This is a genomic window from Enemella evansiae (assembly GCF_004362375.1).
Taxonomy (GTDB): Bacteria; Actinomycetota; Actinomycetes; order Propionibacteriales; family Propionibacteriaceae; genus Enemella; species Enemella evansiae.
Genome location: NZ_SNXA01000009.1, coordinates 64,828 through 91,441, shown reverse-complemented (window position 1 = coordinate 91,441; position 26,614 = coordinate 64,828). Strand labels below are relative to the sequence as shown.

The 26,614-nt window shown below is 69.0% G+C and carries 27 protein-coding genes and 1 pseudogene; 18 read left to right on the top strand and 10 right to left on the bottom strand.

Annotation, left to right across the window (positions count from 1 at the left end; genetic code table 11):
* Positions 1–29: 29 nt before the first annotated feature.
* The 3 genes from C8D81_RS08600 (at position 30) to C8D81_RS08590 (ending at position 3,246) form a co-directional block, all read left to right on the top strand.
* A complete protein-coding gene (locus tag C8D81_RS08600) occupies positions 30–806 on the top strand; it encodes an alpha/beta fold hydrolase (RefSeq protein ID WP_094429807.1) in 777 nt (258 codons plus the stop codon).
* A 187-nt stretch (positions 807–993) separates the two neighbouring features.
* On the top strand, positions 994–2,508 hold the full coding sequence (locus tag C8D81_RS08595) for a potassium/proton antiporter (protein WP_094356386.1): 1,515 nt from the start codon (positions 994–996) through the stop codon (positions 2,506–2,508).
* A 9-nt stretch (positions 2,509–2,517) separates the two neighbouring features.
* Positions 2,518–3,246: a hypothetical protein gene (locus C8D81_RS08590; protein WP_094404749.1), complete on the top strand. Its 729-nt coding sequence runs from the start codon at positions 2,518–2,520 to the stop codon at positions 3,244–3,246.
* Positions 3,247–3,290: 44 nt separating this feature from the next.
* Here C8D81_RS08590 and C8D81_RS08585 read toward each other — a convergent pair whose 3' ends face one another.
* Together C8D81_RS08585 and C8D81_RS08580 are read right to left on the bottom strand one after the other, a co-directional pair.
* Positions 3,291–3,809 (bottom strand): LytR C-terminal domain-containing protein, encoded by a 519-nt coding sequence (locus C8D81_RS08585; RefSeq protein WP_094356384.1) that lies wholly within the window; start codon positions 3,807–3,809, stop codon positions 3,291–3,293.
* Between the two features lie 39 nt (positions 3,810–3,848).
* Positions 3,849–4,142 (bottom strand): type II toxin-antitoxin system VapB family antitoxin, encoded by a 294-nt coding sequence (locus tag C8D81_RS08580; protein ID WP_094356383.1) that lies wholly within the window; start codon positions 4,140–4,142, stop codon positions 3,849–3,851.
* Positions 4,143–4,247: 105 nt separating this feature from the next.
* Here C8D81_RS08580 and C8D81_RS08575 point away from each other — a divergent pair, with 105 nt between their 5' ends.
* The 4 genes from C8D81_RS08575 (at position 4,248) to C8D81_RS08560 (ending at position 8,923) form a co-directional block, all read left to right on the top strand.
* Positions 4,248–5,894: a helicase HerA-like domain-containing protein gene (locus C8D81_RS08575; RefSeq protein WP_094429808.1), complete on the top strand. Its 1,647-nt coding sequence runs from the start codon at positions 4,248–4,250 to the stop codon at positions 5,892–5,894.
* Positions 5,895–5,964: 70 nt separating this feature from the next.
* Positions 5,965–6,945 (top strand): PDR/VanB family oxidoreductase, encoded by a 981-nt coding sequence (locus C8D81_RS08570; RefSeq protein WP_094429809.1) that lies wholly within the window; start codon positions 5,965–5,967, stop codon positions 6,943–6,945.
* Entirely contained in the window at positions 6,938–8,128 is a 1,191-nt protein-coding gene (locus C8D81_RS08565; protein ID WP_094356380.1) for a cytochrome P450, read from the top strand. The genes C8D81_RS08570 and C8D81_RS08565 overlap by 8 nt, the downstream gene beginning before the upstream one ends.
* A gap of 12 nt (positions 8,129–8,140) precedes the next feature.
* A complete protein-coding gene (locus tag C8D81_RS08560; RefSeq protein ID WP_094429810.1) occupies positions 8,141–8,923 on the top strand; it encodes an IclR family transcriptional regulator in 783 nt (260 codons plus the stop codon).
* Here the strand turns inward: C8D81_RS08560 and C8D81_RS08555 are convergent.
* Genes C8D81_RS08555 through C8D81_RS08545 form a run of 3 tightly spaced genes read right to left on the bottom strand, consistent with a single transcriptional unit; the run spans position 8,879 to position 12,394 of the window.
* Complete coding sequence (locus C8D81_RS08555; RefSeq protein ID WP_166646734.1) at positions 8,879–10,255, bottom strand: MFS transporter; 1,377 nt, start codon at positions 10,253–10,255, stop codon at positions 8,879–8,881. The genes C8D81_RS08560 and C8D81_RS08555 overlap by 45 nt on opposite strands.
* Before the next feature lie 49 nt (positions 10,256–10,304).
* Positions 10,305–11,303, bottom strand: a complete 999-nt coding sequence (locus C8D81_RS08550; protein WP_133625919.1) for a PDR/VanB family oxidoreductase — start codon at positions 11,301–11,303, stop codon at positions 10,305–10,307.
* On the bottom strand, positions 11,303–12,394 hold the full coding sequence (locus C8D81_RS08545) for an aromatic ring-hydroxylating dioxygenase subunit alpha (RefSeq protein ID WP_133625918.1): 1,092 nt from the start codon (positions 12,392–12,394) through the stop codon (positions 11,303–11,305). The genes C8D81_RS08550 and C8D81_RS08545 overlap by 1 nt, the downstream gene beginning before the upstream one ends.
* 105 nt (positions 12,395–12,499) lie before the next feature.
* Here C8D81_RS08545 and C8D81_RS08540 point away from each other — a divergent pair, with 105 nt between their 5' ends.
* The 4 genes from C8D81_RS08540 to C8D81_RS08525 are packed head-to-tail and all read left to right on the top strand — an operon-like array spanning position 12,500 to position 14,416.
* Complete coding sequence (locus tag C8D81_RS08540) at positions 12,500–13,102, top strand: PadR family transcriptional regulator (protein ID WP_133625917.1); 603 nt, start codon at positions 12,500–12,502, stop codon at positions 13,100–13,102.
* Between the two features lie 23 nt (positions 13,103–13,125).
* Entirely contained in the window at positions 13,126–13,455 is a 330-nt protein-coding gene (locus tag C8D81_RS08535; RefSeq protein ID WP_133625916.1) for a hypothetical protein, read from the top strand.
* A gap of 1 nt (position 13,456) precedes the next feature.
* Complete coding sequence (locus C8D81_RS08530; protein WP_094356374.1) at positions 13,457–13,843, top strand: hypothetical protein; 387 nt, start codon at positions 13,457–13,459, stop codon at positions 13,841–13,843.
* Between the two features lie 45 nt (positions 13,844–13,888).
* Complete coding sequence (locus tag C8D81_RS08525; protein WP_094401689.1) at positions 13,889–14,416, top strand: hypothetical protein; 528 nt, start codon at positions 13,889–13,891, stop codon at positions 14,414–14,416.
* Here the strand turns inward: C8D81_RS08525 and C8D81_RS08520 are convergent.
* Positions 14,379–15,563, bottom strand: a complete 1,185-nt coding sequence (locus C8D81_RS08520; RefSeq protein ID WP_229237954.1) for an Nramp family divalent metal transporter — start codon at positions 15,561–15,563, stop codon at positions 14,379–14,381. The two genes, C8D81_RS08525 and C8D81_RS08520, sit on opposite strands and share 38 nt — an antisense overlap.
* Positions 15,564–15,706: 143 nt before the next feature.
* On the opposite strand from C8D81_RS08520, the gene C8D81_RS20880 reads away from it, so the two are divergent.
* Together C8D81_RS20880 and C8D81_RS08505 are read left to right on the top strand one after the other, a co-directional pair.
* Entirely contained in the window at positions 15,707–16,555 is an 849-nt protein-coding gene (locus C8D81_RS20880; protein WP_166646733.1) for a class F sortase, read from the top strand.
* A 338-nt stretch (positions 16,556–16,893) separates the two neighbouring features.
* Positions 16,894–17,961, top strand: a complete 1,068-nt coding sequence (locus C8D81_RS08505) for an alcohol dehydrogenase catalytic domain-containing protein (RefSeq protein ID WP_133625914.1) — start codon at positions 16,894–16,896, stop codon at positions 17,959–17,961.
* Here C8D81_RS08505 and C8D81_RS08500 read toward each other — a convergent pair.
* The 3 genes and pseudogenes from C8D81_RS08500 to C8D81_RS21935 all read right to left on the bottom strand — a co-directional run.
* On the bottom strand, positions 17,949–18,344 hold the full coding sequence (locus C8D81_RS08500) for a (R)-mandelonitrile lyase (RefSeq protein WP_094402036.1): 396 nt from the start codon (positions 18,342–18,344) through the stop codon (positions 17,949–17,951). The two genes, C8D81_RS08505 and C8D81_RS08500, sit on opposite strands and share 13 nt — an antisense overlap.
* A gap of 49 nt (positions 18,345–18,393) precedes the next feature.
* A complete protein-coding gene (locus C8D81_RS21540; RefSeq protein WP_267873147.1) occupies positions 18,394–18,993 on the bottom strand; it encodes a PDDEXK nuclease domain-containing protein in 600 nt (199 codons plus the stop codon).
* A pseudogene (locus tag C8D81_RS21935) lies at positions 18,941–19,363 on the bottom strand (DUF1016 N-terminal domain-containing protein); the annotation flags it as partial. The gene C8D81_RS21540 and the pseudogene C8D81_RS21935, both read right to left, overlap by 53 nt.
* A 168-nt stretch (positions 19,364–19,531) precedes the next feature.
* On the opposite strand from C8D81_RS21935, the gene C8D81_RS08485 reads away from it, so the two are divergent.
* The 3 genes from C8D81_RS08485 to C8D81_RS08475 are packed head-to-tail and all read left to right on the top strand — an operon-like array spanning position 19,532 to position 22,622.
* The gene (locus tag C8D81_RS08485; protein ID WP_208109191.1) at positions 19,532–20,875 is read left to right on the top strand and encodes an extracellular solute-binding protein; all 1,344 of its coding nucleotides are present in this window, start codon (positions 19,532–19,534) and stop codon (positions 20,873–20,875) included.
* Positions 20,876–20,881: 6 nt separating this feature from the next.
* Positions 20,882–21,802 carry a carbohydrate ABC transporter permease gene (locus C8D81_RS08480; RefSeq protein WP_133625911.1) on the top strand — a complete coding sequence of 307 codons (921 nt, stop codon included), beginning with the start codon at positions 20,882–20,884 and terminating at the stop codon, positions 21,800–21,802.
* 1 nt (position 21,803) lies between these two features.
* The gene (locus tag C8D81_RS08475) at positions 21,804–22,622 is read left to right on the top strand and encodes a carbohydrate ABC transporter permease (protein WP_133625910.1); all 819 of its coding nucleotides are present in this window, start codon (positions 21,804–21,806) and stop codon (positions 22,620–22,622) included.
* 26 nt (positions 22,623–22,648) lie between these two features.
* Here the strand turns inward: C8D81_RS08475 and C8D81_RS08470 are convergent, their stop codons facing one another.
* Positions 22,649–23,848: an ROK family transcriptional regulator gene (locus tag C8D81_RS08470; protein ID WP_133625909.1), complete on the bottom strand. Its 1,200-nt coding sequence runs from the start codon at positions 23,846–23,848 to the stop codon at positions 22,649–22,651.
* 118 nt (positions 23,849–23,966) lie between these two features.
* On the opposite strand from C8D81_RS08470, the gene xylA reads away from it, so the two are divergent.
* Both xylA and xylB read left to right on the top strand, forming a co-directional pair.
* Complete coding sequence (gene xylA, locus C8D81_RS08465; RefSeq protein ID WP_133625908.1) at positions 23,967–25,145, top strand: xylose isomerase; 1,179 nt, start codon at positions 23,967–23,969, stop codon at positions 25,143–25,145.
* Positions 25,146–25,156: 11 nt separating this feature from the next.
* Entirely contained in the window at positions 25,157–26,608 is a 1,452-nt protein-coding gene (gene xylB, locus C8D81_RS08460) for a xylulokinase (protein ID WP_133625907.1), read from the top strand.
* Positions 26,609–26,614: the final 6 nt, after the last annotated feature.

The following is a 26,614-nucleotide window of genomic DNA, read 5'->3' as shown; positions in this document are numbered from 1 at the left end:
CGGCATGCCTGACGGGGTTACCGTCAGGCATGCTGCTTGCTCATGACATCGCCGGTTCCGGCCCGCCGGTGCTGCTGATCCATGCCGGGATCGCCGATCGGCGGATGTGGGCACCCCTGCTGCCCGCGCTCGGCCACGCGTTCACGGTGGTACGCCCGGACCTGCGCGGTTTCGGGCACACGCCGCTGCCGGGGGAGCGGTACGCCGACGCCGACGATCTCGCGGAACTGCTCGACGAGCTCGACCTCGACGGGGTACGCGTGGTCGGGGCCTCGCTGGGTGGCCGGGTTGCGCTCGAGCTGGCCAGCCGGCACCCGGATCGGATCGAGGAGCTGGTGCTGCTCGCCCCGGCCCACCGGGGCGCACCCCCCGATGCGGACCTGACCGCCATCGACGAACAGGAGGAACAACTGCTCGCCGCCGGTGACCTCGACGGCGCCGTCGCGCTGAATGTGCGGACCTGGCTCGGCCCCGACGCGGATGACCGGGCGCGCGAACTGGTCGCGGTGATGCAGCGCCGGGCGTACGACCTGCAGCTCGAGGCCGAGCGGCACGGCCCGCTCCCCGAACGCGAACGCGTCGAGGTCGACCCCAGTGCGATCGCGGTACCCACCACCGTCGTCGTCGGCGCGCGCGACCAGCCGCATTTCCAGCAGGTCGCGCGGACCCTCGCCGCGGAGATCCCCGGGGCGGATCTGGTCGAACTCGACTGGGCCGGCCACCTGCCCTCGCTGGAGCGCCCCGACCGGATCCTCGCCCTGCTGCTCGACGTGCTCCGCGACGACCCCGACGTGCACGCCCCCTGACCCGAACGCCCCCTGACCCGAACGCACGGACATGCAGTAGCCGGAATCGACCGGTCGGCAACCCCAGTCCGACTGGGTTTGATCATGGAACTTCATGACCACTGCATGTCTCAGCGCACGCGGTCACCGGGCCGCGTACCGCGGTGACCTGTGAAACGATCTGTGCCACCTCGGGAGGTGGTATCGGATGGAGCTCGACACGTGGCTGCTGATCGGCTCCGCGGTCGTGCTCGTCGCCATCATCTCCTCCCGGATCGGGGCCCGGCTCGGGCTGCCCTCGCTGCTGCTCTTCCTCGGCCTGGGGATGGCCATCGAGCTGTCCAACGTCTTCCCCTCCTTCAACGACGCCGGGCTCGGCCATTCGCTCGGATTCGCTGCCCTGGTACTGATTCTGGCCGAGGGCGGGTTGACCACCCGCTGGGTCGAGATCCGAGGTTCGATCCCGGTCGCCGGGTTGCTGGCCACCGTCGGCATCGGGGTCAGCGTCGGGGTGATGTGGGCCTTCGGCACCTTCGTGCTCGGCCTCGACCCGTGGCTGGCCGCCCTGCTCGGCGCGGTCTGTTCACCGACCGATTCGGCAGCGGTCTTCTCGGTGCTGCGCAAGGTGCCGCTGCCATCCCGGGTCCGCTCCACCCTGGAGGCCGAATCCGGGCTGAACGACGCCCCGACCGTGCTGCTGGTCGCCGAGCTCAGCCGGCTGGCCGCCGGGGGAGAGGCCGAGGGCGGCGTACTCGGCTTCCTGGCGACCGTCGCCTTCGAACTCACCGCCGGCGTCATCATCGGGGTGGTGCTCGGCTGGATCGGGGTGAAACTGCTGCGCAACATCGCGCTGCCGTCCTCGGGCCTCTATCCGATCGCCGCGGTCTTCTGGGCCGTCCTCGCCTACGGCGTCGGCACCGCCGCGCACGCCTCCGGCTTCGCCGCGGTCTACGTCTGCGCGGTGCTGCTCGGCAACGGCCGGCTGCCGCACCGCGCCGCCACCCGCTCCTTCGCCGAGGGGATCGGCTGGATCGCCCAGATCGGGCTGTTCGTGATGCTCGGGCTGCTCTCTGAACCGCGCCGGATCACCGGGTATGCGGTGTTCATCGCGCTGGCCGCCGGGCTCGTCCTGACCGTCGTCGCCCGGCCGTTGTCGGTGCTCGCCTGCGCCAGCTGGTTCAAGGTGCCCTGGCGGGAACAGGCGTTCCTGTCCTGGGCCGGGCTGCGCGGTGCGGTACCGATCATTCTGGCCACCGTGCCGATGGTGGCGATGGTGCCGGATGCGGAGATGCTCTTCGACATCGTGCTGGTCTTCGTGGTCGTGTTCACGCTGCTGCAGGCACCGACCCTGCCGCTGGTGGCGCGACTGCTCGGGGTGGCCGACCACGGCCCGAGCGATGTCGAGGTGGAGGCGGCGCCGATGGAGCGGATCCAGGCCGACCTGCTGCAGATCCGGATCCCGGTCGGGTCCAAGTTGAACAATGTCGAGGTGCACGAGCTGCGGCTGCCCCGCGACACCGTCATCTCGCTGGTGATCCGGGACGGTACGCCGTTCGCGCCGTCCGCGCAGACCCCGCTGCACACCGGTGACGAACTGCTGATCGTCACCCCGACCCGGTTCCGGGTGCAGGTGGAGGAACGCCTCCGCGAGGTCGGCCAGTACGGGCGGCTGGCCCGCTGGCGGCGCGGCCAGCCACCCCAGGAGGACCCCGACCTCGACTAACCTCACCGGGTGGCGAGAGTCCTTCCGAAGCAGAAGTCGGTGCGGTTGTCGGTGCGCATCGCGCTGGTGATCGCCATGTGGATCGCGCTGCTGTGGGGTGTGTGGACCGGGCTGCGCCCCGATCTGGGCGATGCCGGCGGCTTCTTCGCGATCGGGCAGCCGAACTGGTTCCTGATGGCGGCGTTCGCGCTGCTCCTCTGGATCCTCAGCCCGCAGCTGAGCAAGCGGATCCCACCGATCTGGGCCGTGCTGGGTGCGCTGCTGCTCACCCCGAGCGTCTTCTCCGTTCGGGTGGCGGCCAGTGAACTGCACGAACAGTTCGTCGCTCTCCCGCAGGCCGCGACGGTCGTCGCGGTGCATGAGCGGGTCCGTGATGACAGCGGCGATCCGAAGCCGATGACCTTTCGCTTCGCCGACGGTACGCGGGAGCGCGGCTTCAGCAGCGGCTCGAGCGACTGGGATTCGGTCAGCCAGCGCCACTCGTACCCGGGCCTGGGCGAGGAGGTGCTGGTCGGTCGCGATCCATGGCAGATCCTTCCGACGCATGAGGTCACCCGCGATATCGGAACCTCCGCAGCCGCCGGTATCGCGGTCCTGTTCGCCACTCCCGGGGTGCTCGCGGTGCTGCTCCTCGGCGGATTCTCGATCTCGGTGCTGACCCGCCGCGAGAGCGCGCTGCACGCCGCCGAGCGCGGCGAGTGGGGCGAGAAGGAGAAGGACCCGCTGGACTTCAGCTGAGCGGCCGACTGGTCAGGCGGTCGCGAACCCGCGGAAGGACGGAATCAGACGGGGTTCGCGGTCGGCGGGGTCGGCAGGCAGACGGTGTCGCCCTCGACCTTGATCGAGGTGGGGGCGTTGTCGATCATCGAGTCGTAGTTGTCGCCGATGATGACCTCGACCGAGCGGTCCGCCCGGCCGTCGCCGACCTTCTCGAAGCCCTTGAACTGGGAATTCACCAGATTCACCTCGGGCGCGTCGGCGCCGAAACCGCGGATCTGCGACTTGTCCTGCGGGGCGTCGGCGTTCGCCACCTTGGTCACCTTGAAGCCCTGCTTCTTCAGCTGCTGGGAGACCTCGGCCGCCTTGCCGCGCTTGTTGCTGGCGTTCAGCACCCGGACCGAGACGATCTCGGATTTCAGGGTGCTGTCCTGCACCTGCATCTGCACGCACGGCGCGACATAGGGCGGCGGCAATGGGGCGACGACCTTCTCGTAACCCCACTTGGCCGCGAAGCCCAGCAGGGCCAACAGGGCGAGCAGCGTCAGCGGGGTCCTGGCGACCCGCCAGATCCGGCCTAGCACGCAATCCACTCCTTGTTCGGCGCCACGGACCGGGCCAGCCTACTTGAGCTCCAGAACTCTCGCGTGCATCGTCTGGCGTTGTTGCAGCGCGGCGCGCAGTGCACGGTGCAGACCATCCTCGAGATAGAGCTCCCCGCGCCACGAGACGACATGGGCGAAGAGGTCGCCATAGAACGTGGAATCCTCCTCCAGCAGGGCTTCCAGGTCGAGAGTCCGCTTGGTGGTCACCAGCTGGTCGAGCCGCACCTGGTGGGGCGCGATGGCGGCCCACTGCTTCTGCACGTAGCCGTGGTCGGGGTACGGGCGGGTGTCACCGACTCGCTTGAAGATCACCCGGCCACAATAGTCAAGGGCATCGGCGGTTCCCGGGTGTCCTTCATTACGATTTGGACCCGATGGCTGGTGCGTGCCGACACGCCGTATGCCAATCTAGGCACCATGACCGAGACCCCGCAGGACAAGGCCACCGACGCCCCCGCTGTCCCCTCCGCGCCCGCCGCAACCCCCGAATCCGCCCTCTCGGAGCAGGCCACGCAGATCCAGCAGGGTTACACCTTCGACGCCCCGGCGATCGGTCTCGGCGTCCTGATGGAGAACGACGCGCCGGTGCCGGCCGCCAAGGTGCAGATCCCGCTCGGCATGCTGAACCGGCACGGTCTGGTCGCCGGCGCCACCGGAACCGGCAAGACCAAGACCCTGCAGGGGATGGCCGAACAGATCTCCGCCGCCGGCGTACCGGTCTTCGCCGCCGACATCAAGGGCGACCTGTCCGGGCTGGCCTCCCCCGGTGAGCCGAACGACAAGCTGACCGCACGGGTGCAGAAGATCGGCCAGAACTGGCAGCCGACCGCGTCGCCGGTCGAGTTCTTCGCCCTCGGCGGGATCGGCGACGGGGTCCCGGTGCGGGCGACGGTGACCAGCTTCGGACCGACCCTGCTGTCCAAGGTGCTCGGCCTGAACGCCACCCAGGAGTCCTCGCTCGGCCTGGTCTTCCACTACGCCGACTCCAAGGGCCTGGCCCTGCTGGATCTCTCCGACCTGCAGGCGGTGCTCACCCACCTGACCAGCGATGAGGGCAAGGCGGAGCTGAAGGACATCGGCGGCCTCTCCCCGGCGACCGTCGGGGTGATCCTGCGCGCGATCATCAACCTCTCCGAGCAGGGTGCGGACAAGTTCTTCGGCGAACCGGAGTTCGAGACCGGCGACCTGCTGCGGACCACCGACGACGGACGCGGGGTGATCTCGCTGATGGAGCTGCCGAACCTGCAGGACCGGCCGGCGATCTTCTCCACCTTCTTGATGTGGCTGCTCGCCGAGCTGTTCCAGGACCTGCCCGAGGTCGGCGATGTGGACAAGCCCAAGCTGGTCTTCTTCTTCGACGAGGCGCACCTGCTGTTCGCCGACGCGTCCAAGGCGTTCCTGGATGCGATCGCCCAGACCGTACGCCTGATCCGCTCGAAGGGCGTCGGTGTCTTCTTCGTCACCCAGACCCCCAAGGACGTGCCCGACGACGTGCTGGCCCAGCTCGGTTCCCGGGTGCAGCACCAGTTGCGCGCCCACACCCCGAACGATGCGAAGGCGCTCAAGCAGACCGTCGCCACCTTCCCCAAGTCGGCCTACGACCTCGGGGAAGTCCTGCAGACATTGGGAATCGGCGAGGCGATCGTCACCGTGATGGATCCCGACGGTGCGCCCACCCCGGTCGCCTGGACCCGGATGTACGCACCCCAGTCACTGATGGCGCCGACCCCGCAGCAGCAGATCGCCGGTACCGTGCAGGCCTCGCCGCTGCAGGCCAAGTACGGCCAGGCCGTCGACCGCGAATCGGCCCGCGAGATCCTCGCCAAGCGCGTCGAGGACGGTGCCAGGGCAGCCGCCGAGGCGCAGGCCGCCGAGGAACAGGCCAAGAACGATGCCGCCGCCCAGCAGCAGGCCGAACGCGACACCCGGGCCGCGGAGAAGTCCCGTGGCAAGGAGAAGAGCGTGGTCGAGCAGGTCGTCGGGTCGCCGGTCTTCCGCGACATCGCCCGCACCGCCAGCCGGGAGATCATGCGCTCGCTGTTCGGGACCCGCCGGCGCCGCTGAGATCCGAGCTGCCCTCTCGCTCAGTGAGAGGGCAGCTTCCGGCTGCGGGGTGCTCGGCTCATGCTGGAGCATGGCCAATGCAGCCGCGGCAGTGTTGCCGCAGACATCACCGCAGACCGAATTCCTGGTGCTCCGGGAACGCCGCCAGGAGGCCGACGGGGTCGTCAGCCTGGTCTTCGGCCGGGCCGACGGGGGCCGGCTGCCCGACTGGGCGCCCGGTGCGCACATCGACCTCCATCTGCCCTCGGGCCACACCCGCCAGTACTCGCTGTGCGGGGACCGCTGGGATCCGACCAGCTACCGGGTCGCGGTGCTCCGCGAGACCGCGGGCGGCGGTGGGTCGGCCTACGTGCACGACCAGCTCCGGGTCGGTGATCAGGTCGGTGTCGGCGGACCGCGCAACAACTTCGCCCTGGTGCCCGCCGCGGCGTACCGATTCATCGCCGGCGGCATCGGGATCACCCCGATCCTGCCGATGATCGACCAGGCCGAGCGGCTCGGCATCGACTGGCAGCTGCTCTACGGCGGCCGCAGCCGTGCCTCGATGGCCTTCGCCGCCGAGCTCACCGAACGATACGGCGAGCGGGTCCGGCTGCATCCCCAGGACGAGCACGGGTTGCTGCCGCTGGCCGGTTACCTCGCCGAGGATCCGGCGGCGACCGTCTACGCCTGCGGGCCGGGTCCGCTGCTCGCCGCGCTGCGTGAGGTCACCGCGGACCGCCCTCCGGGCCGGGTCCGCACCGAACGGTTCGTGGCCGCCAATCCCGCGGTCCCGGTGCGCGCCGAATCCTTCGAGATCTGCCTGGCCCGCAGCGGCCGCACCCTCACCGTCACCCCGGAACGCACCATCCTGCAGACCCTGCAGAGCAACGGCGTACCGGTGGTCTCCTCCTGCGCCCAGGGGCTCTGCGGAACCTGCGAAACCGGTGTCCTGGAAGGGATTCCCGATCATCGTGACTCGCTGCTCGATGACGAGGAGCAGGCCCGCGGGGACTGCATGTTCGTCTGCGTATCGCGGTCCGCCGGCCCGAGGCTGGTGCTCGATGTCTGAGCTGCCGGTCCTCGACGACGACCCGTTCGGCCCCGAGATCCTGGCCGACCCGCACGACTTCCTGACCCGGTTGCGGGAGGCCGGGCCGCTGGTCCGGCTGTCCCGCTACGACGTGCTCGCCGTCGGCCGGTACGCCGAGGCGTACGCCGCGCTGGTCGACTGGCAGCGCTGCATCTCCTCCGCCGGCGTGGGACTCGCCGACTTCCGCACCGAGAAGCCGTGGCGGCCACCCAGCCTGCTGCTGGAGGCCGACCCGCCGCGCCACGACGCCCCGCGGGCAGTGCTGACCAAGGTGCTCAGTGCCCGCGCGCTGCGCCGGCTGCGCGAGCAGTGGCAGGCCGATGCGGCCGCCGTGGTCGACCGCGCCCTGGCCGGCGGCGGTGAGCTGGACGGTGTCACCGACCTGGCCGAGGCGTTCCCGTTGCGCGTCTTCCCCGACGCCGTCGGGCTCACCCCCGAGGGCCGGGAACACCTGCTGCCATACGGATCCTTCGCGTTCAACGCCTTCGGGCCGCGCAACGAGATCGTCACCGAGGCCGCGAAGACCGTGCAGCCGCACGTCGACTGGGTGAGCGAGCAGACCGCCCGGGACCGGCTCGCACCCGGCGGATTCGGTGCCCAGATCTGGGAGGCCGCCGACCGCGGCGACATCACCCACGAGCAGGCCCCGCTGATGGTCCGCTCCCTGCTCACCGCCGGCGTGGACACCACCGTCAACGGGATCGCCGCGACCCTGTACGCGCTGGCGAGCAATCCGAGTGAATACGACCGGTTGCGCGCCGATCCCGGGCTCGGCCGGTTGGCGTTCGAGGAGGCGGTGCGCTGGGAGTCGCCGGTGCAGACCTTCTTCCGCACCGCCACCGAACCGGTACCGCTCGGTGGTGCCGAGGTGCCGGCCGATCAGAAGCTGCTGGTCTTCCTGGGCAGCGCGAACCGGGACCCGCGGCACTGGAGCGACCCGGACCGCTACGACCTGACCCGCGACCCGTCGGGCCATGTCGGTTTCGGGATGGGGATCCATCAGTGCGCCGGGCAGCACGTGGCCCGGATGGAGGCGGAGATCCTGCTCGGCGAGATCGCCCGGCGGGTGGCGAAGATCGAGCTGGTCGGTGACCCGGTACGCAAGCTGAACAACACCCTGCGTTCCTGGCAGCGCCTGCCGCTGCGGCTGCACGCGGCGTGACACCATCGGCACATGGCTGGCAGCGGGCCGCGCCCGGATGAGGAACCGCCGCCCTCGGTGATCGGCCGAGTGGTGCGGATCCTGGCGGTGTTCTCACCCGAGGTCCCGCGGCTCACCGTCACCGAGATCGCCCGGCGCACCGGCCTGCCACTGCCCTCGGCCTCCCGGCTGGTCGGGCAGCTCGTCACCGAGGGACTGCTGGAGCGTACCGGTCAGGGAATCCAACTGGGGTTGAGAATGTGGGAACTGGCGGCGCGCGCCCAACCGGTGCTCGACCTGCGGGACACCGCGCTGCCGTTCATGCAGGTGCTGCACGCCGGCGTCGGTCAGCACACCCAGCTCGGCATCCTGGACGGGGTCGAGGTGATCTTCCTGGAGCGGCTGGCCGCACCGGGGGCGGCGGTGAACTACTCCCGGATCGCCGGCCGGATGCCGCTGCACCAGTCGTCCTCGGGACTGGTGCTGCTCGCCCACGCCGAAGTCGACCTGCTGGACCGGGTGCTCAGCGGCCCGCTGCCCGCGGCCACCGCCAACACCGTCGTGCACCCGGACCGGCTGCGCGCGCTGCTGGCCCACATCCGCCGCATCGGGTACGCCTACACCCCTGGTTTCGTGCACCCCGACACCGCCGGGCTCGCCGTCCCGCTGCGCCGCGGGCGGCGCGTGGTGGCCGCGCTGTCGCTCATCGTGCCGAACAACGAGCGGGCCCGTGACCACCTCGCGGCGCTGCAGGAATGCGCCCGGCAGGTGTCACTGGCGCTCGGGAGCGAGCGGCGCCCCCGGCTCGGGGGCTGACTCCTCGGCGGCCACCTCGGCGCTGCTGTCCACCGGCCGGCCGACGAACAGCAGCGCGATCCCGGCGATCACCATCGGGATCGCGAACACGAAGAACAGCTGCCGCGGGGTCCAGCCGGCGGCCAGCATCGCCCCGGCGCCCAGCGGCGCCAGGATGGCACCGACCCGCCCGATCCCGACGGCCCAGCCGACACCGGTCGAGCGGACCGACGGCGGATAGCGGGTGGCGACGACCGCGTACATGCCGGCCACCGAGGCGTTGATGAAGAAGCCGACGACGACCGCGGTGATCAGTGCCGAGGTCGGCGAGGAGAGCGAGGCGGCGAACACCAGGAAGATCAGTGCCGAGCCGATCAGCGCGGCGATCTCCAGGACCTTGGCCGGCAGCTTGATCGCCAATGCGGCAAGGGTGAGCGCGCCGACGATGCCGCCCAGGCTGATCAGCACCCCGCCGATCACCGACAGGTTCTCCGGCAGACCGGACTGGTTGAGCAGCCGCGGCGTCCACGAGTTCGCGAAGTAGAAGCCCGACATCAGACCGAAGAAGGCCACCCACAACAAGATCGTGGTCCGCCCCAGCCGGCCGGTGAACATGTCGCGGATGCCGATCCGCTCGTGCTCGGAGACCAGCGGCAGTTCGGCCACCGGCTCGCGGCGCATCTTGGCCAGCACCCGGTTCACCTTGGCCAGCGCGTCGGCCGGCCGCCGCTCGACCAGATAGTGGATCGACTCCGGCACCAGCGCCCAGCAGGCGATCAGGGCCACCAGGCCGACCGCGGCGCCGAGCCAGAAGGCCGACCGCCAGCCGCTCGCCTGGATCAGCGCCGCGGCGGCGAATCCGCCGACGGTGCCGCCGACCGCGTACCCCGCGGAGTTCAGCACCACCGCCGGTTCCCGCCAGCGCCTGGTGGAGTATTCCGAGACGAAGGTGCTCAGGTTCGGCAGCATCGCACCGATGCCGATCCCGGTCAGGAAGCGGAAGACGCCCAGCGTCAGCGCACTCGGCGCCAGCGCCGAGGCGGCCATGAAGATCGTCACCACCGTCAGCGCGCCGAGGGTGATGGTGCGGCGCCCGATCCGGTCGGCGAGCGGGGCGATCACGATCGAGCCGATCGCCATGCCGAACAGGCTGGCGCTGAGCAGGGTGCCCAATGCGCCCGGGCCGATGCCGAACTCGCGGCTCACCGAGGTGCTGGTGAACGCCATCACCAACACGTCGTAACCGTCGACGGTGTTCAGGAAGATGGCCACCAGCACGGCGGCGGCCTGGGAGGGCGTCATCCGCCCGGTGCTCACGATGTCGCGAACGTCACGAGCCTGCGTGCCGCTCATGGGTCTCTCCTTGCTGGACGACTCCGTTGTCGCCCGTCGGTGATGGTTTCTAGGTGACGTCGATCCGGACCCGGGCCCGGTCACCGTTCTCGGCGGCGATCCGGGAGACGCACGCGCACAGGCCGCCGCCCGATTCCTGTTCGTCGGGGCTGAAGAAGACATCGCGGTGGTCGATCGCGCCCTCGACCTCGAGCACCCGGACCTGGCAGAGCCCACACTCGCCCTTGCGGCAGTCCCACATCATCTCGACCCCGGCCGATTCCAGGGCCTCCAACATGGTGGTGTCCCGGTCGACGGTGGCGGTCACGCCGAGACGGGGAACCGATACCTCGAACTGCTGCGGCTCCCAGGAGCCGGAGTTGCCGAAGGTCTCGAACCGCAGGTTGGTCACCGGCAGCCCACGGCTGACCCAGCCCCGGCGGACCGCATCCATCAACCGGATCGGCCCGCACAGATAGACCTCGGTGCGCTGGGCCAGCGGATTCGCGGCGAGCTCGTCGAGCAGGGTGTCCACCGACAGTCCGGTGCCCTCGTCGTCGACATGCAGCCGGATCCGGTCCGGGTGCTGCTCGGCGAGCTCTGCGGCGTACGCCATCACCCGCCGGGACCGGCCGACATAGACCAGCTCATAGTCGGCGCCGCGCTGCCGCAGCACCTCGGCCATCGCGCAGAGGGCGGTGATCCCGATCCCGCCGGCGAGCAGCAGGTAGCGCGGCGCGCCGACCCCGAGCGGGAAGTTCTGCACCGGCTGGGTGACCCGGATCCGGTCACCGACCTGGAGCGAGTGCAGGTACGCCGAACCGCCGCGGCTGGCGGGGGCGAGCTGCACCGACAGTGCCACCCGGGAGCCGTCGGCGTCGGCGTCGACGATCGAATAGGAGCGCAGGTCCTCACCGCCGGGGAGCGGCACCATCAGGTCCAGATGGGAGCCGGCCGGCACCCGGGTCGGCATCGGCAGCGAGAGCTCCACCCGGCGTACCCGCTCGGCGACCTGACGGGTCGCCACCACCTCGGCGGTCTGCCAGACCCGATGGACGGTGGCAGCCATCAGACCGCCGCCTGGCGGCCCTCGGCGGCCATCATCCGCTCCAGGATCCGGCGTACCCACATCCCGCCGAGATCGATGTTGAGGCTGTAGAACTCGTGCTTCGGGTTGGCGCGGATCGCCTCCTGCTGCGCCTGCAGCATCACCTCGTCCTCACCGAAGACCCCGTGCACCCCGTTGCGCAGCTGGGTGGTGATGGTCTGGCTCTCCAGCCGGTAGTTGCGCATGAACGCCCAGAAGTAGTGGCAGGTCTCGTCGGTCTCGGGGGTGATGGTGTTCATCACGAACCCGTTGACACCCCGGCTGCGATCACCCTCGGGTGCCCCGGTGCCGGCCTCGGCCACCCCGACGTCGATGCAGATGGTGCCCGGGGCCTCGTAGCGGATGATCTGCCAGCGATCCACCTTGCCGGAGAAGCCGGGGAACTTGTCGTTCATGTTCTTCAGCCAGAACGGCGGCGGGTCGATGTCGCGCATCCAGCGGGTGACGGTGACGCTGTTCTCGTCGTGGGTGGTGTCGAAGCCGGCCTCACTGAGCTCGTCCTGGCCGATCGAGGAGGAGTGCACGAACTCCTCGTGGGTGAGGTCCATCAGATTGTCCAGCACCAGCTGGTAGTTGCACTGGGCGTGGATGGTCTCGCCGTCACCGGCCCACTCGGGGCTGTCCATCTGGTGCATGTCCGGGATCAGCGCCGGATCGGCCAGGTCGGGGTCACCGGGCCAGACCCAGACGTAGCGGTAGCGGTCGACGACCGGATAGCTCGGCACCGCCGCGCTCGGGTTCACGGTGCGCTGCGCCGGCATGTGGGTGCAGCGGCCGGCCGGGTTGTAGCGCAGCCCGTGATAGGGGCACTGGAGCTGGTCGTCGCCGACCAGGGTGCCCTGGGACAGCGGCGCCAGCCGGTGCCAGCAGGCATCGGCCAGCGCGACGGGCGTGCCGTCGGCGGTCCGGTAGAGCGCCATCGGGGTGTTGCAGATCCGCCGCGCGAGGATGCCGCGGTGGGTCACCTCGTGATCCCAGGCGACGACGTACCAGGCGTTCAGCGGGTGGTTGAACAGCTTCGCGGTCGTGCTCACCATGCTCTCGGTCACCATTGACTCCCTCGTCCGATTTACCTATCGCCATAGGTATCTGGTGGTTCCACGTAATTTACCTATGGCTATAGTGATTGGCAACGGGTTGGAGGGGAGGTTTCTCTCATGTCGCTTCGGTACGCGCTGCTCTCGCTGCTCACCGGGCAGCCCAAGACCGGGTACGAGATCGGCAAGGCGTTCGAGAGCTCGGTCGGCCATGTCTGGCACGCGGCGGACTCGCAGATCTATCCCGAGCTGCGGCGGATGGAGGCCGACGGGCTGCTGGACTGCACCGAGCAGGCCAAGGGGCGGACCACACGCAAGGTGTACGCCGTCTCGGCCGCCGGTGAGCGAGCGTTGCGGGACTGGCTTTCCGCGCCCGACCGGCCGGTGCGCTCCCGGGACCCGCAGTATCTGCGGGCGGCCTATCTGGAGTGGGCGGATCCGGCGGCGGCCCGGGCCCAGCTGGAGGAGTATGTGCGGCACTACACCGAGCAGCGTGACCTGCTGCGGCGTACCCGGGACAGCCTGCTGGATCGCAGCCACCCGGTCCTCGCCGCCCGGTTGGCCCGGTTGCCGGCCGAACAGCACGAGGCGGTGGTCGCGTTCAAGGCGTTCGCCTACGCGGGGATGATCCGCCAGGCCGAGGAACAGGTGGCCTGGGCCCGGGAAGGGCTGACACTGATCGATGAGCTGGAGCGCTCCGGGGTGTACGCCACCGCCGACTGACCCGAGACCCTAGAGTTGGCGCCATGAAGTTCCTCAAGATTGTGCTCGGCGTGATCGGGCTGATCGGGTTGGGTGTCGGCGGCTATTTCCTCGGCCAGACCGATACCAGCACCCCGGTGCTGGCAGCGGCCGGTTGCGCCGGCGCTGGTGGGTTGTTGCTCGGCCTGGGCCTGGGGCTGCCGGGGCGGACCAGCACCTCGATCGAGCGCGCCGCCCAGCAACGGATGGCGGACAAGCAGCAGGCCGAGATCCAGTCACGAGCCCGGGCCGCGGCCGACTCGAATCGCATCGACCAGCCGACCGGGGGAGCGACCCGGACCGCTGCCGGGGCAACCGATCCGGTGGAGGAGTGAGGTGCGGGTCGCCGACGCCGAATACGTGCTGGTGACCTCGTACGCCAGCCGCGACGAGCCCGACGAACAACTGCACCAGATCGTGCAGCTCGCCGAGAACACGATCGGCTTCTGGGTCAACGACCTGAGCAAGGTCGCCGATCTGGAGACCGCCCCGGTGGTCAGCCTGCGCGCCAGCGACAAGCGCGGCAGGCCCGATCTCGGCGAACCGGTCTGGGAGGGCCGGGCCCAGGTGCTCACCGACGGCGAACGCTTCGACGAGGTGCGCCGGCTGGTCGAGCAGAAGTATTCGCTCGGCTCGGGCCTGGATGAGCTGATGAGCAGGGCGAAGGGGCTGCTCGGCCGGACGCCGACCGAGGCCGTCGTGGTGATCACCATCCTGTCCTGAGCCGCCCGGGCTTGCCCGCGACCCTCTCGCGCCGACACTGGTGACATGGCTCGATCGTCGCTGCGCTCCACCGCACCATCGCAGGCGTTCACCACGGTCACGATCTGCTGCACGGTGTTCGGCAGTCTCACCCTGGCGCTGATGGCCATGATGGCGGCGGGTGTGGTGGACAGCCTGCGCCGCTATCCGCAGGCCGACAGCGGTGGGCCGATCATCGCCTTCGGCGCGATCATCCTGCTGGGCTGGACGCCGCTGCCCGGGGTGTTCCTGACGATGTTGTGGAAGGGCCGGGCCAGTGATGCGCTGCTGCTGCCCGGGCGGTCACTGCGCGCGATCGGCGAGGAGAGCGGGGTCCGCCCGCTGGTCGGCTGGCCGGGCCGGGCGGTGCTGCGGATCCTGATGATCCTGGCGGTGCTGCTGATCTTCTACCAGTTCTTCGCCGACGACGATGCCCTGCCGCCGGGGCCGGTGTTCCTCGGTCAGCTGCTGGTGCTGATCGCCTGGACCGCGACCTATGTGGAGCTGCTGGTGCGGATCAGCCAGCGACTGCTCCGACGACCAAGGCTGCGTTGAGCGCGCAGGCGATCACTACGACCAGCCAGGCCAGCGCGGTCAGCCAGCGGGCGTTGCGGTGGGCGCCCATCAGGTCGCGGTTCGCGGTGAGCCGGACCAGCGGGATCAGCGCGAACGGGATGCCCAGGCTGAGCACCACCTGACTGATCACCAGGGCCCGCGTCGGGTCGGCGCCCAGCGCCAGCACGACCAGGGCCGGGATCGCGGTGACCGCGCGGCGGACCAGTAGCGGGATCCGCAGCCGCAGCAGCCCGGCCATGATCACCGACCCTGCCAGCGCGCCCACCGAGGAGGACGCGATGCCGGAGGCCAGCAGCCCGACGGCGAAGGCCAGCGCGACCCATGGGCCGAGGCTGGCGGCGATCGCGGCGTGCGCGCCCTCGATGCTGTCGATCTGGCTGCCGAACAGGCTGCCCGCGGCGAGCAGCAGCATGCCGATGTTCACCGATCCGGCGATCAGCAGGGAGAGCAGCACGTCGAGGCGTTGCACGCCGAGCAGCCGCCGGGTGTCGGCGGCCGGTCGGGTATCGGCGCCGCCGAACCGGTCACCGGTCAATCCGGAGTGGGCGTAGACGGCGTGTGGCATCACCGTCGCACCGAGCATGCTCACCGCCAGCAGCACCGACTCGCTGCCTTGGAACCGGGGGCGGAGTCCGGCGAGGGCCGCGCCCGGATCCAATCGGGTCACCAGCAGCCCGGCCATGAAGCCCAGGGTGATCACCGCCAGGAAACACATCACGACGAACTCGAAGGGCCGGAATCCGAACCGGGACTGGATCGCGAGCAGGCCCAGGGAGACGACGGTGATGATCACCCCGGCGAGCAGCAGGTCGATCCCGAAGAGCAGATGCAGGGCGAGCGCACCGCCGACGATCTCGGCCAGATCGGTGGCCAGCGCGACCAGTTCGGCCTGCACCCAGTAGGCCAGTCGGGCCGGTCGGCCGAGGCGTACCCCCAGCAGGGCCGGCAGGCTCTGCCCGGTGATCAGGCCGACCTTCGCCGACAGGTACTGCACCAGCACCGCCATCAGATTGGCCAGCACCAGCACCCAGAGCAGCAGGTAGCCGAACTGGGCTCCGGCACTCAGATTGGCGGCGACGTTGCCCGGGTCGACGTAGGCGATCGCGGCCACGAAAGCGGGTCCCAGCAGTGCCCGGATCGGTCGCTGCTGCCTGTGCATGGTGCGACGGTATCGAGAGGCCGGGTTGGGGGAAGATTCCGGCCTCCGGGGAGGGACAACAGGCCGGTCGCGGGGTTACCGTTCTAGGGCTGGCACAGATCGGGGGAGTGATGGCCAACAAGGTGCGGATCGCGGCAGGGATCGGATTGTCCCTGCTGATGGTCCCGCCGCTCGCGTGGGTGACCTTCGCACCCGCGGACAGCACGGATCAGACCAGCCCGCCGGCGGCGGCCGCGACGCCGGCCCCGGTGCCCACCGCCGAACCGGAGCTGGCGGAGGTCCCGGACGACTCTCCGGGCACCGAGGCCGGACTGGGCGGCGTACCCGATGCGGCCCCGCCTCCGCCACCGCCGCCCGCACCGGCACCCCCGCCGCCTCCGCCGTCGTCGGCTCCCGCGCCCGAACCGGCACCGACGAAGAAGCCGGCCAACAACGCCCCGCCGGCCGGATCGAACGGTGCTGGGCAGGCCGCGGCCGCGCAGCGCTGCAGCAGCACCGCGGTGAAGCCGACCCGCTTCCAGGTGCCACGGATGAATGTCGATGCCCCGTTGCTGACCGTCGGCAAGGACAGCAAGGGCAACCCCGGGGCGCCCCCGCTGTCACAGATGTTCAGCACCGCCTGGTACCGCGGTTCGCCCCCGCCGGGCAGCAGCCGGGGCAACGTGATCATCAACGTGCACTCCTTCGCCAGTGGTTCGGCCCTGGGTAACAACCTCTACCTCTCGGGCGGCCTGAAGGCCGGTGACACGATCCGCATCATCGGTGAGGGCGGCCAGGTGGCCTGCTACCGGTTCCGGGAGAAGATCAAGTTCCCGGTGGCCAGTTACGATCCGCGCTCGGGGATCTACCACAACGCCACCGGCCGGCCGCAGCTGGCGATCATGACCTGCTGGGATCGCAACCCACGCACCGGCGAATACGACTCCCGGGTCATCTTCTACGCCGACCGCGTCCTCTGATTCGCACGCTCATCGAGTAGGTCGCGCAGCGACCGTGTCGAGATGAGCCCATGACGCCCGAGCGAGTCGAAGCCACCGTGACGCATGTCCCCGCCGGGTCCCGTGCGCTGGGACATGCACTAGTCGAAACCAGACCGCACCGAAACCCAGTCCCACTGGATTTGATCATGGACTCCGCGGACTACTGCATGTCCTAGCGTTCGGACGCCTGGAATGCCGGCATACCCGCCGGACTCGAAGTGGCGCTGCCGATCATGATCGGTGCACTGGTCGGCGGCTGGCTGGTGGACCGGCTCGGCCGGTACCGGCTGTTCATGGCCCGGTTCTAAGCTGGCTGCGTGCGCGCACTGGTCTATGACGACGTCGGCGGCCCGGTCGAACTGCGTGAGGTCGCCGATCCCACTCCGCCGGATGGGGGAGTCGTGGTCGAGGTCCGGGCCACCGGCCTGTGTCGCAGCGACTGGCACGCCTGGGCCGGGCATGAGGCGGTGCCGCTGCCGAACGTTCCCGGGCACGAGCTGGCCGGGGTGGTTGCCGAGGTCGGCACCGGCGTACGCCGCTGGCGGGTCGGGGACCGGGTCACCGTTCCGTTCGTCGAGGGCTGCGGGCTGTGCCGCTGGTGCGCCGAGGGCAATGGCCAGGTCTGCCCGGATCAGCGGCAGCCCGGATTCACCCACCCCGGTTCGTTCGCTGAGAAGGTGGCCCTGTACGCCGCCGACACCAACCTGGTTGCGCTGCCCGACGGGGTCGGGTTCGCGGCCGCCGCCAGTCTCGGCTGCCGGTTCGCGACCGCCCATCGGGCCCTGGTGGCGCGGGCGGTCGTGCGGCCGGGGGAGTGGGTGGTGGTCGTCGGAGCCGGCGGTGTGGGGCTGTCGACGGTCATGATCGGGGCCGCGTTGGGTGCTCGGGTGATCGCCGTCGACCCCAATCCCGCGGCCGGTGAGCTGGCCGTCTCCTTGGGTGCGGCAGCAGCGCTGGTGCCCGACGCGGACCTGCATGAGCGCGTTGTCGAACTGACCGACGGTGGGGCACAGATCGCGGTGGATGCGGTTGGCTCCGAGGCGGCCGCGGCGACCGCGATCGGATCACTCCGCCGCCGCGGACGGCATGTCCAGGTCGGCCTGCTGCCGCCGACCCCGCAGCATCCGCGGATCCCGATGGATCGGGTCATCGGTTGGGAGTTGGATGTGTTCGGCAGCCACGGGATGGCAGCCGCCGACTATCCGGCCATGCTGGAGCTGGTGAGTGCGGGCATCCTGCAACCCGAGCGGCTGCTGGAGCGTACGATCTCACTGGCCGAGGCGGCCGAATTGCTACCCAGGTTGGATTCCGCCACCCCGACCGGCATCACCGTCATTGATCCGACTGCCATTGATCCACTCGCCCCACGCGCTCAGACGCCGTAATCCTCGTCGGTGACGTGGTCGAGCCAGGTCACCACCTCGCCCTGGCCGTCGGCCTCCTGGATCGCGACATGCGCCATGAACCGATCCGGCGTCGCACCGTGCCAGTGCTCCTCACCCGGTTCGATGTAGACGACATCACCGGGGCGGATCTCCTGCGGCTCGCCGCCGCGGAGGCAGACCAGCCCGATGCCGTCGGTCACATAGAGCGTCTGGCCCTTGGGATGGCGGTGCCAGGCGGTCCGCGCCCCCGGCGCGAACCGCACGTGCGCGGCACCCACTGCCGATTGCTCGTCGGGATTTCGGATCGGCTCCATCAACACGTTCCCCGTGAACCACTCCGAGGGCCCCGCACCGGTCTTCCCGCCGCTCCTGGTGAACTTCATCCCGTTGTCCCTCCGCTCGTCTGCCTATGTGATGAGTCTGCCCCTGGTGTCACGGCTCGTCGACCGGTTCGATGGCCCGGGTGATCGACTCCTCCGGCGGCAGCACCTCGCGCACGTCGTCGGGGAGCTGGTCATAGGTATAGGTGGCGGCCGCGACCGGAGCGGTTGTCGAGGCCAGGGAGTACTCCACCACCTCGTCGTCGCGGCCGGTACAGAGCAGGACGCCGATCGTGGGCGCATGACTGGCCGGATCGCGCAGGAGGCGGTCTGCCGCCTCGACATAGAAGGCGAGCTGACCGGCGTCCTGGGGATCGAAGCGACCGACCTTGATCTCGAACACGATGAACCGCAGGCTCGGGTAGTGGAAGAAGACCAGATCGGCGAAGAACTCCTGTTCACCGACGCGCAACGGCACCTGTCGCCCGACGAAGGCGAGGCCATTGCCCAGTTCGAGCATGGTGCGGGTGAGGTTGTCCATCATCGCGTCCTCGACCAGCCGTTCTCTGGCCGGCGCCGCGAGACCGAGGAAGTCCAGCACGACCGGATCGCGGGTGGCCTGCTGGGCGAGATCGCTGTCCGGTGCCGGTAATCGGTCGGCGAAGTGCTCCGCGGCTCCAGCCTCCGGCGTACGCCTGGGCGGCGTACCAATCGCGTCGGCTCGTGTCGGGGAGTCGGTCCAGCAAGACTATTACGCGGCCCCAGGGCGATTGTGCAGCAGCTGCTGCACAATTTGGATCGGGCCAGGCGAGCGCCACCTTGCGCATGTAGTGCAGGTTGCGGACGCCCAACCCGGTCTGGTCCGGGAAGCGCATTCGCAGGTCGGCCGCCAACCGCTTGATCACCTGGCTGCCCCAACCCTGCGCCTGCTGGCGAGCCAGGATCGCGGAGCCGATCGCGTGATAGGTCGCAAAGCGTTCCCGAGCAACCGATGCCATGGCCCGCGCGCGACGGGCGTCCAGTGCGGAAACGATGGCGTCGATCAGTTCGCCGAAGGCGGCGCTGCCCTCGATATCCCCCATGTTCACGAACCTAGGGATGGGCTCTGACAGTCGCGCTTGCGGCCGGTCTTCTGGATCCATGCCTGGGTGACACACCCCTTGACGCGCGGCATCGACCTCGCTTTATAGTTGCGCATCAAAACAAATGGCGTGGGTCTCCCTTCGCCATACCTACTGGGGGTGGCAATGATGCAATCTTCGCTGAGCCGTAGGACTCTGCTCGGACTGACCGCGGGAGGCGTACTCGCTTCCGTCGCGGGTTGTGGTGGCGGCGCGCGACCCACCGGTCAGGCCGGTGCCGGCGGAGCGCCACCAGCCGATGGGGCGACGTGGTGGTCACTGTCGGGTACCTCCAACGAGAAGGTCCACAAGGATGCGTTCACCCGCTACAACGGGCTGTCGGACAAACTCGGAACGGTCCAGACGACGTTCTTCGCCAACGACGCGTACAAGCAGAAGCTGCGCACGGCACTCGGCGCCGGTCAGGCACCCACGATGATCTACGGCTGGGGCGGCGGCAGCATGCGTACCTGGGCCCAGGACGGCCAGGTGGAGGACCTCACCCCATGGCTGGACCAGAACGCGGACTTCAAGAACAAGTTCACCGAAACCCTCTGGGAGGCCGCGACGACCCCCGACGGAAAGATCTACGCCATCCCGGTGAATGGCACCCAGCCGATCGTTCTCTTCTACAACAAGAAGATCTTCGCCGATGCCGGGGCCAGGCCGCCGACGACCTGGGACGAGTTGATGGCGCTGGTGGAGGTGTTCAAGGGCAAGGGCATCGCCCCCTTCGCGTTGGCCGGTCAGTCGCGGTGGACGTCGATGATGTGGCTCGAATATCTGCTCGACCGGGTCGGCGGACCCGAGGTCTTCCGGAACATCTTCGACAAGCGGCCGGACGCCTGGCTGGACGATGCGGTCGTCCAGGCCGCTCAGCGGGCCCAGGAGCTCGTCAGGGCCGAGGCGTTCCCCAAGGGGTTCGCGTCCATGGCGGCGGACAGCAACACCGACGTCGCGCTCCTGTGGACGGGCAAGGCGGCCATGATGCTCCAGGGCGGTTGGACCTACGGCGTGATGAAGCAGAGTGGCGGTGACTTCGTCTCCGGGGGCAATCTGGGTTTCACCTCGTTCCCGACGATTCCGGGCGGAAAGGGGAAGCTGGACGCCCTGGTCGGCAACCCGAGCAACTACATCTCGATCTATGCGAAGCATTCCGAACAGCAGCGCCAGATCGCCAAGGACTCGCTCATCCGAGGCCTGTGGGCCGAGCAGACGATCGATGACTGGATCGCCACCGGCGTCGTCCCCGGATTCAAGGGTGTCGAGAGCAAGTTCACCGGGACGCCGGACGAGCCCTACCTGAAGTTCCTCTACGACTCGTTGAACTCGGCCTCCTCGTTCACCCAGTCCTGGGACCAGGCTCTCGACCCGACCGCGGCGGAGGCGCTCCTGGTCAACATCGAGGAGTTGTTCCTGCTGAAGATCACACCCCAGGAGTTCGCCCAGAAGATGAATGCGGTCAAGGTATAGCGGATCATGACCGATGTCGTCGCGTCCAACGCTGAACCTCCCGAGCCGCGGAGTGTGCAGCGTACCCATGTCCTCCTGTTCGCCCTCCCGGCCCTGCTGTTCTTCCTGATCTTCGCGCTGATCCCGCTGCTGGGGGTCGTCGCGCTGTCATTCACCAACTGGAACGGGATCGGTGAGATCACCTGGGCGGGCCTGGAGAGCTGGCGTGAAGCGCTCGCTCGGCCGTCGACCTGGAACGGCCTGTGGCTGACGATCAAGATCATCGTGCTGTCGTGGCTGGCCCAGACGCCGATCAGCATCCTGCTCGGGACGTTCATCGCGGGCCAGCAGAAGTACCGCAACGTGCTCGCGATCCTCTATTTCCTGCCACTCCTGCTGAGTTCCGCGGCCATCGCCATCACCTACAAGACCCTGCTGGACCCCTACTTCGGACTGTCCGCGGGGCTCGGCATCCCTGCTCTCGCGCAGGACTGGCTGGGGGACACGACGCTGGTCTGGTACGTCCTGGTGTTCATCATCGCCTGGCAGTTCATCCCCTTCCACACACTGATCTATCAGGGTGGGGTGCGGCAGATTCCCAGGCAGCTCTACGAAGCCGCCGAGATCGACGGGGCTGGCCGGATCAGCCAGTTCTTCCACATCACCCTGCCGCAGCTGAAGTACACGATCATCACCTCCTCGACCCTGATGGCGATCGGTGCCCTGACCTACTTCGACATCATCTTCGTGCTCACCGGCGGCGGTCCGGGTGTCGCGACGCGAATCCTTCCCCTCGACATGTACCTCACCGGTTTCCGCGGGAACGAAATGGGGGTCGCCAGTTGCCTGGCGGTGATCCTGGTGGTCTTCGGTCTCCTGCTGGCGATGGGGATCCAGCGGCTGGGCGGAACCGACGCCACGTCCAGTCAGCTCGAGGGAGGCGTGTGAGATGGGCGCCCGGCGCAACTATCTGGGCGGGGCCTTCGGGATCCTCTGGCTCCTGGTCATCCTGCTGCCCATCTACTACGTGGTGATCACCGCGTTCAAACCGCTCTCCACCTACATGGGTGGCAACCCCTTCGCGCTTCCTTCCCCACCCTCGTTGGAAAACTTCCAGGCCGTCGTCGAGGCGGGTTTCGGCTCCTACCTCGCCAACAGCCTGATCGTGGTCCTCGGCTCGGTGGTGCCACTGGTCCTGATCGCCTTCATGGCGTCATATGCCATCATCCGCGGGGTGGGCTGGCCGTTCTCGGTCGCCCGGCGGCTTTTCCTGCTGGGGTTGGCGATTCCGGTTCAGGCGACGATCGTCCCGGTCTATCTGATGATCATCGAGATGGGGCTCTACGACACGTTGCCGGCGCTGATGCTTCCGGCGATCGCATTCGGGCTGCCGTTGACGATCCTCATCCTGTCGAACTCGCTGCGGGACGTCCCCAAGGAGCTCTTCGAGTCCATGATGGTCGACGGTTGTTCCGAATGGCAGATGATGTGGCGACTGGCCTTCCCCATGGTTCGGCCGGCCCTGGTCACGGTGGGTGTCTATCAGGCACTCATGCAGTGGAACGGATTCCTGTTCCCGCTGATCCTGACCCAGTCGCCGGAACGGCGTACGCTGCCGCTCTTCCTCTGGAACTTCCAGGGCGAGTTCGCCACCAACATCCCGGCGGTGCTGGCGGCCGTCTTCGTCTCCAGTCTGCCCATCGTGTTCCTGTACGCCGTCGGGCGCCGCCAGCTCGTGGCCGGGATGACCGCGGGAGTGGGAAAGTAACCGGCCTCGGACTCCTCGGGTTCTCCTCAGGCGGGCGCGTCGACGCCCGCAGTCATCCAGCGGGCGGGTTCGAGGACCAGACTCTGCAGTGCGGTGTACGCAGCCCCCAGCGATGCCGACTCGGGGTCGCTGGTCACCGCGGACACCCGCGGGGGAGCGAACGGGGCGGAGAGCACGCGAGGGCGCAGTTCGTCGAGCACCGGCGGGATGAGGAACTCTGCGATGACCGCGAGGTGCCCACCGAGCACCACCTCGGAGACGTCGAGCAGGTTGAGCGCCCCGGCCAGCACGATGCCCAGCCGGGTGGCCGCGTCGGACACGGCCGCATGGGCCCGCTGGTCACCGGCCGCCAGCAGGGACCGGAGCTGCACCGCGTCGTCGGCGCCGGCAGACGCGCAGAGTGCCGCCTGCCCGACGTAGGTCTCCAGGCAACCGGTTGCCCCGCACCCGCACCGGCGCCCGCTTCTGCTGACGCAGACGTGTCCGATCTCACCGGCCCAGCCGTTGCGGCCGGTCCTGACGTCACCGGCATTGACCAGCGCCGAGCCGATGCCGTGTTCACCGGAGACATAGAGGAAGTCCTGGTGCTCCGACGGGCGCCCGGGGGCGGTCCAGGAGATCGTCATCGCCGCGCAGTCGGCTTCATTGCTGATGCCGACGGGGACGCTCGAGCCGAAGACGGAGCTCAGATGTCTGCGCGCATCGACTTCGTGCCAACCCAGGTTGGGGGCGCGCAGCAGGATGCCTCGGGAGGTGTCCACCAGCCCGGGGAGTGCCAGGTGCACACCGGCCAGCATCGCGTCCGGCGGTGCCACCTTCAGCAGCTTGCGGGACTGCCGCGCCAGGCCCCGAATGGCCTTGGCAGGATCGGATCCGGAGAGTTCGGCCTCGACGCGCGACTCCTGCAGCACGGTGCCGGTGAGGTCGACCAGTCGTGCGGCCGTGTGCCCCACGTTCAGTTCGAGGCCGAGTGCCACCCACCCCTCGGCGCGGGGCAGCAGTGGCACGGCCGGCCGGCCCCGGTGACCGTCGAACAGGGGTGGGCTCTCGGTGAGGAATCCTTCGGCGATGAGCTCATCGACCAGGCGGGACACCGTGGAGCGGGTCAGTCCGGTTCTCGCCGCGATGTCTGCCCTGGAAGGTGCTTCCGGGGCAGCCAGCACCTGGCGTACGACGGTGGACAGGTTCTGCGATCGCAGACCCGACTGACGAGCCACCGTGCTCATGGCTGGATCCGGTGTGGGTGGGCGGAACTCGGGCTGGGCATGCGTCTCCTGACTCTTGACTGGGCTACCACCCGAATCATATGTTGTGCAAAAGAACAAATTACGAGGAGGCGCCCCGATGTCCCGACACCCTACGCCCGACGACAGGTTCTCCTTCGGTCTCTGGACCGTCGGCTGGACGGGTACCGACCCGTTCGGCGTGGAGACCCGAGCCGCCCTCGATCCCTGGGAGTACGCCGCCCGATTGGCCGAACTGGGTGCCTGGGGCATCACCTTCCACGACAACGACGTGTTTCCCTTCGACGCGGACGACGCGACTCGCGCCAAGCGGGTGGCCCAGCTCAAGGACGTGGCGGACAAGGCGGGTCTGGTCATCGAGATGGTGACCACGAACACCTTCACCCACCCGGTCTTCAAGGACGGCGGGTTCACCTCGAACGATCGCGCGGTGCGCCGGTTCGGCCTGCGCAAGGTGCTCAAGAACGTCGACCTGGCTGCCGAACTCGGCGCCGAGACCTTCGTGATGTGGGGTGGGCGAGAGGGGTCCGAATACGACTCGTCGAAGGACTTCCACGCCGCCTTCGAGCGATACAGGGAGGGCCTCGACACGGTCGCCGCCTACATCAAGGCCAAGGGCTACGACCTCGTCATCGCGCTGGAACCGAAGCCGAACGAACCGCGCGGTGACATCTTCCTGCCCTCGGTCGGACACGCTCTCGCCCTCATCGCCGAACTGGACAACGGCGACATCGTCGGGCTCAACCCCGAGACGGGTCACGAGCAGATGGCGGGGCTCAACTACAACCACGGGCTGGCCCAGGCGCTGTTCAGCGGAAAGCTCTTCCACATCGACCTGAACGGCCAGCACGGTCTCAAGTTCGATCAGGATCTGGTCTTCGGCCACGGTGATCTGTTGAGCGCCTTCTTCACGGTGGACCTCCTGGTCAACGGGTTCCCCGCGAGCCCCGACGGGCCGCGCTACACCGGTCCCATCCACTTCGACTACAAGCCGTCGCGTACCGAGGGCATGGAGGGTGTCTGGGAATCCGCGGCCGCCAACATGGAGACCTACCTGATGCTGAAGGACAAGGCCCTGGCGTTCCGTGCCGATCCCGAGGTCCAGGAGACCATGAAGGCGTCCGGGGTCCTCGAGCTGGCCCAACCCACCCTTTCGGAGGGGGAGAGTGTCGAGGCCTTCCTGGCGCAGCAGGAGGACTTCGACGTGGCGGCGGCCGCGGACCGTGAATACCACTTCGTGAAACTCCACCAGTTGGCCCTGCGCCACCTGATCGGCTGACGGGGCGGATCATGGCACTGGTGGCAGGGATCGACACCTCGACGCAGTCCTGCAAGGTCCTCGTCGTCGACGCGGCCTCGGGGCGCGTCGTGCGGGAAGGTGCAGCCAGGCATCCGGCCGGAACGGAGTGCCCACCGGATGCCTGGTGGACGGCCTTCCGCGAGGCCGCGAAACAGGCCGGTGGCCTCGACGACGTCAGTGCGGTCAGTGTGGGCGGGCAGCAGCACGGTCTCGTCGCGCTCGACTCGGACGGCGCCGTCATCCGACCTGCCCTGTTGTGGAATGACACGCGCTCCGCGGCCGCCGCCGAGGAGCTGACCCGGGAGCTGGGTCCGGAAGCCTGGGCGGAGGCGACCGGTCTGGGGGTACTGGTGGCGTCGTTCACGATCACCAAGCTCCGCTGGCTCGCCGATCACGAGCCGGAGAATGCCGCGCGCATCGCAGCGATCTGTCTGCCGCACGACTGGCTGACCTGGCAGCTCATGGGCGGTGGCGATCTGTCGACGCTGGTCACCGATCGCTCCGACGCATCCGGGACGGGTTACTTCGACCCCGTGTCGGGTCGATACCGCCGGGACCTGCTGGCGCGGGCACTCCGCCGGACGGAGGCGGAGGTCGCCGACATCGTCCTTCCCCGGGTGCTGGGACCGCACGAGACCGCCGGCCGGCTCGCTGCGGCTGTCGGGTCGCCCGATGCGCTGGTGGGTCCCGGTTGTGGCGACAACGCTGCGGCCGCGCTGGGGCTGGAGCGTACGCCCGGGCAGGCGATCGTGTCCGTCGGCACGTCCGGCGTCGTGTCCGCGGTGTCGAAGACCCCGATCCGCGACGTGTCGGGGCTGGTGGCGGGATTCGCCGATGCCACCGACGCCTTCCTGCCGCTGATCGCCACCATCAACGGCGCCCGCATCATCGATGCCACGGCGGCGGTCCTCGGGTCCGACCATGAGGGAGTGAGTGCCCTCGCCCGAGCAGCGGAACCGGGAGCGGGCGGCCTGGTGTTCGTTCCCCACCTCGACGGTGAGCGTACGCCGAACCTGCCGGAGGCCTCGGGGAGTCTGGTGGGGCTCACCCTCGCCACCATGACCCAGCAGAACCTGGCCCGCGCGGCGGTCGAGGGTCTGCTGTGTCTGTTGGGCGTCGGTGTCGAGGCCCAGTGTGCCCAGGGGGTCGAGATCGATCACATCACCCTGATCGGGGGAGGCGCCCGATTGGGGGTCCTGCGGGAGTTGGCTCCCGCCGTGCTGGGTGTGCCGGTCTCCGTGCCGGAACCGGGGGAGTACGTGGCCCTCGGCGCCGCGAGGCAGGCCGCCTGGGTGCTTTCGTCGTCGGCGGCCCCGCCCGAATGGGGCCGGGTCGGGACCGAGTCGTTCGAGGGGGAACCGACACCGTGGATCCAACAACGCTACGACCGGGTGGCGGCGCAGCTGACCGAGCTGATCATCACCGATGACCGACCGAGCTGAGGAGAA